Consider the following 7,477-nt stretch of genomic DNA (forward strand, 5'->3'; position numbering starts at 1 on the left):
TCAAGGTGATATTTATTTAGGACACTATGAAGGTAAATATTGTACAGCATGTGAATCGTTTTTTACAGAATCACAACTTGTTGATGGCAAATGTCCTGATTGTGGGGGACCTGTTCATGATGCTAAGGAAGAAGCTTATTTCTTTAAGTTATCTAAATATGCAGATCGTTTAATTCAACATATTGAAAATCATCCAGAGTTTATTCAACCTGTTTCAAGAAAGAATGAAATGATGAATAACTTCTTAAAACCTGGTTTACAAGATTTATGTGTATCACGTACAACATTTACTTGGTCTATTCCAGTTGATTTTGATCCTAAACATGTCGTTTATGTATGGATTGATGCATTGACAAATTATATTACTGGTCTTGGTTATGATGTGGATGGAAATCATGGAGAACTGTATAAAAGATATTGGCCTGCTGACTTACATTTAATTGGTAAGGATATTGTAAGGTTTCATACAATTTATTGGCCAATTATGCTAATGGCACTAGACATTCCGTTGCCTAAACAGGTGTTCGGACATCCTTGGTTATTACAAGGGGAAAGCAAAATGTCTAAATCGAAAGGAAATGTAATTTATGCTGATGATTTGGTTCAAATCTTTGGTGTAGATGCCGTAAGATATTATGTTTTACATGAAATTCCTTATGATAATGATGGAAGTATTACATGGGATCTATTAGTAGAGCGTATTAATTCTGATTTAGCTAATATTTTAGGAAACTTGGTTAATAGAACAATTGCAATGACAAATAAATATTTTGATGGTGTTGTGACAAATCCAGAAGTATATGAAGAAGTTGATGATGAGTTAAAGCAAATTGCTTTAGCTATGCCAAAGAAAGTACAAGATTTAATGGATGAGTTCAAAGCATCTAAAGCATTAGACGAAATTTTTGTTTTGTTAAGAAGAACAAATAAATATATTGATGATACAATGCCTTGGGCTCTTGCTAAAGAAACTGACAAACAAGAACGTTTAGCTACTGTTCTTTATAATTTGATAGAAGCTATTCGTTTTGCAGCAATTGCACTAGAACCATTTATGCCATCAACTTCTACAAAAATTTTAGATCAAATTCATACTGATCTAAGAGATTTCAAAGATTTAAGTACTTTTGGATTATATCCAGTGGGAAATAAAGTGACTGATAAACCACAACAATTATTTGCAAGATTAGATCCAAAAGAGGTTGAAAAGAAAGTAGAAGCACTACAACCTAAAAAACAAGAACAAAAAGAAGATGAGAATCAAATTACTATTGATGATTTTGCTAAAATAGAATTAACTGTTGGAACAGTTGAAAAATGTGAAAAGCATCCAGATGCTGATAAATTACTTATTTCTCAAATTAACATTGGAAAAGAAGTTAGACAAATTGTATCAGGAATTGCTGATTTCTATAGTCCAGAAGATATGATTGGTAAGAAAGTTATTGTTGTATCTAATTTAAAACCAGCAGTTTTACGTGGTGTAGAATCACAAGGAATGATTTTAGCTGGTTCTAAGAAAAAGTTATTAGAACTTGTATCTGTTGAAAGCTTACCTAATGGAACAAAAATTAAATAATGAGAAAGTAGGTTCATTTCATGAGCCTGCTTTTCTTTTTAAAGAGAATATTTTATTTTGTGTATTTCATAAATATGATAAAATGAAAATGAAATGTAGGAGGATATCATGAGAAAAGAACAGTTATTTCAGTTTATAGAAGTTGTAGATTGTGGAAGCATAAATAAAGCAGCAGAAAAATTATATATATCTCAGCCTAATTTAAGTCGCTCTATCCATGCTTTAGAGGAAGATATGGGGAAAGCATTGATTATAAGAAACAATAGAGGTGTGACACTTACACCGACTGGGAAAATGTTATATTATTATGCAAGATCTATTTTGAATCAATTTCAGGTCCTTGAAAGATTAAAGGAATTAGATGCTGAACAAATTTATAGTCAGTTATCTATTTCTGTAGATTCTTTATTTTTAAAAGATGATATGATTTTGAATTTTTATAAACGTATAAGCAGTGCTGAAACAGAAATCAAGTTTTTAGAGACAACTGCTGAAGAGGTTCTTCAAAATGTAATTGATATGAAATCTGAAATAGGAATTACAATCTTGAATAACTACCAATTATCAATCTTTAAAAAGATGGCTGAAGTTAAAGATATTGAAGTACAAATATTAGGAAGTGGTCCTTTATATGTACATATAAGTGAAAATAATCCCCTTGCACATAAAGAAATTGTAAATATAAAAGAATTTTTTGAATATCCACGTATTCACTTACCATATGACTTTTTCTCAAATTTAAATTTATCATTATCGATAGATGGCTTTGCCTTATCAGAGTTCAAAAGAAGTATTATAATGAGCAATTATCATGCTATAATCAATATGATAAATCATGCAGATGCCTTGATGTTAGGGAATAAATGGCAGGTGGAGGAATTAAAATATTCGCATATAAAGAGTATCGAAATAGAGAATAGTGGAATCACAATGAACTTTGTTATTATTAAACGAAAACGTGATACAATATCAAATGCAGGTCAAGTATTTTTAGATATTTTGCATGAAAACTATGATTATATTTAGTTATGTATAAATTGATATAACTAGGCATTTCAATTTAAGTATTATACAATCTAACTTTTTTGGAATACAATTAAGATGTATTAAGGAATAACATTCCTAATATCATTTGTATAAAAAAGGAGAAAAAATAATATGAAAAAGAGTACAATTTTAACATTCGCGACAGCAGTAGCAATTGTTGCAACTTCAGCAGGAACATTCGCAGCATGGGATCAATTAGAAGATACATCTGATGTAGCAAATTTGGTTGTTGGAACACCAGTAACAGTACAAGCAGGAACATTAACAACTTTTAGTGAAGAAAGTAGAGTTTTAGGTGATACACTTCCATCATACACAAGTACAGTTGAATTTAATGTTGTTGATAATAATAGTAAAGTCAGTACATTAACACTTCAACCAATATTAACTGATTCAAGTGATCAACCTATAGATTCATCAAAAGCTACAATAGAAATTACACAAGATGGTGCTGATAATGGTTTGACTGGAAATGTTGATTCTAAAGTTGAAGCAACAAATACTTATAATGTTAAGGTGTCAGTCAAAGATGCATCTTTAGCAGGTGAAACTTTAAAAGTTTCTGTGAAAGGAACATTACAATAATAAAATCAACCGTCTTATGACGGTTTTTTTACTCATGAAAGGAGGTATATCATGCGTTATTTCAAACCATTTCTTCAAATTATACATAAAGTATTTATAATTGAACTTATTTTTTGTTTTACACTCATCATATACTTTCCTGATAAAGTGGCAGAAGTAACAGGCTATCGTCTTTATACTGTTTTGTCAGATAGTATGGAGCCGAAAATTCCGACTTACTCACTTGTTCTTACAAAACTCATACCTGTTGAAAAGACAATTCAACCAGATACAATTGTAACATTTGAAGCTGATCGATTTGGTGAAAATATTTTATTAACTCACTATTTTAGGGAAACACAGATAGGTAATGATGGGAATACTTATTATAGGACACAAGCTGAAGGTAAAGATTTCTTTGATAATTATGAAACCAAAAGAAGTGATATTATTGGAGAATACATTTACCATATACCATATATTGGAAAGATTTTCTTATTTTTGAAAAGTTCTTTTGGATTGGTGTATATGGGAGAATTATTTGTTATTTATTTAATAAATATATTAATTAAAACAAGGTGGAAAGAAAAAGAAGTAAAGTTAAGGAAACAATTAGCTTAGGTATAAACTATGTATTGAATTACATTCTTGATTTGTAATAATCATATGGTGTGATTGAAGACATAGTTTTTATATTTAAATTATCTGATATGAAAAGTGTAAAGGTGTTTGGTGAAGCATTATGATCATCTTAATAAATTCTATAAAAATTATAAGTAATGAAAAATTTAGTGATTATGGTATAAAAAGATATACAGTTTTTAGTAGAATACAGGACAGCTCTTAATTATTATCAATTAGATACAATTTGTTGACGAATATATGTGAATACTCATTTTATGAGTACGAAAACAATAAATGTGAGTAAATTGATGTATGTGTTTACTTTATAATGAAATATGAGGTGAATAAGTATGTCGAAAATAAAAGAGTTAAGAGAACAATGTGGTTTGACACAGGAGGAGTTTGGAGACAAGATAGGTATGTCTCAGCAAACAGTAAGTAGAATAGAGAAAAATATAGACTCATTAGATATAAAAACATTAAAAATCATTAGTCAATACTTTCACGTGCCAATCAATTATATAATAGGAGAAGATACTAAAAAATATAATATGTATGTTCATGAAAGTTCAATATCTGTACTTGCAGAATATCCTTTTATAAATCAATATCTTCTATCCCTTGATCCAGAAGCATTAAAACATATTAATGAAGCACTTAAAATTCAATATGCTAAGGAAGATAATGAATGTTTAATATTGCAATAGTTGATGATGAATGGGCTTTTCTTCAATTAATCAGTTCACAAATGCTTAAGACAGACTACTATAATGATATAGAGATATACAAGTTTTTAACATGTGAAAAACTATTAAAAGAAAAAGAGAAAATCAATTTCCATCTTATCTTTATGGATATAGATCTAAGAGAAACCGATGGTATAGAATTTGTTCATAAGCATTTTTATAATACTCCCATTATTTACATAACTTCTCACGCAGATAGAATGGCGGATTGTATTGACCATAATGTTTATAAGTTCGTATTAAAAGAGAATATAGAAGTTTTCTTTCAAAATCAATTTCAAGATATATATACTCGCCTAAAAGATTCTTTTATTCAGATTAATTATAATAGTAATATTACGCTATTAGATGTTAATGAGGTTATTTATGTAAAATATGAAAAAAGAGATATCTGGCTTTATACAAAATCAAATAAATATATCATGAAAAGAGTCAGTTTATCTGCTTTTATGAAACATTATCAATATGAATTTTTAGGTATTAACAAAAATACATATATAAATTGGAAGCATATCCTATCAATAACTAAAGATAAGGGAGTCCTTTTAAAGGGGAAACATAGGTGTTTGCCCATATCTAGCAATAGATATTATAGATTAATAGATGAATACGTAGAAAGAAGAGGAGGGATATGGTTTTAGAGTATTTATATTGTTTGATTTATGAAACGGTTATTGGTTATATCTTTTATCAGTTAATTAAAAAAGATAGTCAAAGAATTATTATCAGAATCGTGTTTCTATCATTTATAAACTTTATAATAACATATCTTATTGGTCACCTCTTAGGACAATTAGTAGTATATGATATTCCATATTTAGGAATATTATTGAATCTAATTTTGCTCTATATTGAAATACAAGTATATAAGAATATTATATATAATTATGCATTGGTTGGTTTTGTAATAAGTAGTTATTATTGTTTGTATGGGTTTATATCTTTAATCATAAATAGAATGAGTATACATATTTTTCATCTCGATTTTTCTGATCTTTATGCAGTAGGATTTATGAGAATCATAATTATATTCATAATCGTTATGATATCATTTTTGATAATGAAATATCTTATCAAAATAACCAATATAAAAAATGCTTATCTTCCTCAACAATATATATGTTTCTACAACCTTATCATTATTATTGTCATCTTGATAGTGATGTTATTATCACAATATATTGTTTATGATGACAGTCATGTTCTTCTTATCTTCTTTTTCATTATTATTCTTTACACCTGTTTTCATATCTTACTTCATCAAACAATGAATATATATAGAGAAAAAGAAGTAGAAAAAACAAAAAACCAAATGAATAATATGATTCTTCAAAATATTAATCTTCACATAAAGAATCAAGAAGAAATAAAGAAATTTAAACATGATATTAAAAACAAATTGGAAACTATTCAATATCTGAATCTTGAACATAGTCATCAATTATATAATGAAGTTATTCAAGAATTAAAATCCATTGACAAACTCATTCATACTCAAAATCCATATATAGATGCCATTATTAATACAAAATACGCTCAATATAAAGATCAAATTAAATTTCACTGTGTTGTAAAAAGTATTGAAGATGGACATATGAAAGTCACAGACCTCTGTTCAATATTATTTAATCTTCTTGATAATGCAATAGAAGAAACATTAAAAACAAATCAAAAAGAAATCAATATATATATCGAGTATTCTCTCAATGAATTAATTATACAGGTCAAAAACCCTATTGTTAATCACAATATCGATTGGGTAAGCCATAAAGGTGGAGAACATCAAGGACTAGGTCTAACAATTATTCAAGAAAAAGTTAATCTATATAATGGAATATATAAAAAACAGATAACAGAAGATACCTTTATTAGTTATATTTATATTTCTTTTCACAACTAATTTTATGAATGTGTAGCAGATTTTGGGGGTTTGTGTCACATCAAAAGGAAAAATAAAATTTATAATGATAAGATAAGAAAGGTGATGCTATGTTACAGAAAATATCACAAATGATAATAGATAGTCTCATCAAAAAACATAAGATCTTACCTAATGAACAAGATTTATATAATTATGGATTGCAATTGATCATATCAAATTTAGCGGCTTTTGTAATGGTTATTATCATGGGATTATTATTTCATCAATTGCTTTGGACATTATGTTTTCTCGTTCTATTTTATTGGGTTAGATATTATGGTGGTGGGTATCATGCTAAAACAATGTTAAGATGTATGTTTTTAACACTCCTTGTTCACATTCTTTTTATTCTTTTGTTAAAGTATCAATTGAATTGTTATTTATATTTATGGGTTATGATTATACCTATATATATTTATAGAGTTCCTCAAAACCCTGATATCTTACTTTCGCAAGTTAAGAAATATAAAATAATCAATAAAGTCATGATGTGTTTAGGTTGTGTTATAAGCTTATGGACATTAAAATATTCGAATCTGAGTTTAACTGTAACATATGCATTTGCTGTAACTGCAATATCTAATTTAGGAGGAGGTCATAAAAATGTTGAAGATTATTAAAAAAATAGCTATCAAGAACTTAAATAATTGTTCTCCGTGGGAATTTTACAAACCACAAAAACCATCTCAAAAAAATAAATAAATCAAAATTAAAAATCATCCTATGTTTTATCATAAGATGATTTTATTTTCTAAAAAGTGAACGATATGATTTTAAATTTCTTAAGAGTTTATAGAGGGATATCATATAAATCATAATAAGCGCACTCATAATAAAGACATTCACCATTGTATAATTGAAATTAATATTTAATGGTAATAGATAATCTTTGAGAAACCCAGAATTTACAACGAAAATAGTTAAAGCAGTTAATGTAAATATGTTTATAGCAGTACTATATTTCAAATATTTTTTAGTATATCTTTTTTTAGTCAT

General features: G+C 27.4%; 8 protein-coding genes and 1 pseudogene. 8 read left to right on the plus strand and 1 reads right to left on the minus strand.

Annotated features, from left to right (window positions below; all coding sequences use genetic code 11):
* The 8 genes from metG to AC5M21_RS15570 form a co-directional block, all read left to right on the plus strand.
* A partial coding sequence (gene metG, locus AC5M21_RS15535; RefSeq protein WP_493531525.1) for a methionine--tRNA ligase occupies positions 1-1,579 on the plus strand: 1,579 nt, incomplete at its 5' end.
* 108 nt (positions 1,580-1,687) lie between these two features.
* On the plus strand, positions 1,688-2,605 hold the full coding sequence (locus AC5M21_RS15540; RefSeq protein WP_054325225.1) for a LysR family transcriptional regulator: 918 nt from the start codon (positions 1,688-1,690) through the stop codon (positions 2,603-2,605).
* A gap of 132 nt (positions 2,606-2,737) precedes the next feature.
* Entirely contained in the window at positions 2,738-3,211 is a 474-nt protein-coding gene (locus AC5M21_RS15545; protein ID WP_008788975.1) for a hypothetical protein, read from the plus strand.
* A gap of 51 nt (positions 3,212-3,262) precedes the next feature.
* A complete protein-coding gene (locus AC5M21_RS15550) occupies positions 3,263-3,811 on the plus strand; it encodes a S24/S26 family peptidase (protein WP_008788974.1) in 549 nt (182 codons plus the stop codon).
* A gap of 353 nt (positions 3,812-4,164) precedes the next feature.
* Positions 4,165-4,521, plus strand: coding sequence for a helix-turn-helix domain-containing protein (locus AC5M21_RS15555; RefSeq protein ID WP_008788973.1), 357 nt, complete (start codon positions 4,165-4,167; stop codon positions 4,519-4,521).
* Positions 4,503-5,201, plus strand: coding sequence for a LytR/AlgR family response regulator transcription factor (locus AC5M21_RS15560; RefSeq protein ID WP_054325226.1), 699 nt, complete (start codon positions 4,503-4,505; stop codon positions 5,199-5,201). The genes AC5M21_RS15555 and AC5M21_RS15560 overlap by 19 nt, the downstream gene beginning before the upstream one ends.
* The gene (locus tag AC5M21_RS15565) at positions 5,192-6,460 is read left to right on the plus strand and encodes a sensor histidine kinase (protein WP_054688820.1); all 1,269 of its coding nucleotides are present in this window, start codon (positions 5,192-5,194) and stop codon (positions 6,458-6,460) included. The genes AC5M21_RS15560 and AC5M21_RS15565 overlap by 10 nt, the downstream gene beginning before the upstream one ends.
* An 89-nt stretch (positions 6,461-6,549) precedes the next feature.
* The gene (locus AC5M21_RS15570) at positions 6,550-7,101 is read left to right on the plus strand and encodes an accessory gene regulator B family protein (RefSeq protein ID WP_054325227.1); all 552 of its coding nucleotides are present in this window, start codon (positions 6,550-6,552) and stop codon (positions 7,099-7,101) included.
* A gap of 124 nt (positions 7,102-7,225) precedes the next feature.
* Here the strand turns inward: AC5M21_RS15570 and AC5M21_RS15575 are convergent.
* Positions 7,226-7,477: pseudogene (locus tag AC5M21_RS15575) on the minus strand (hypothetical protein); the annotation flags it as partial.

The sequence above is a fragment of the Coprobacillus sp. genome, from assembly GCF_984815275.1.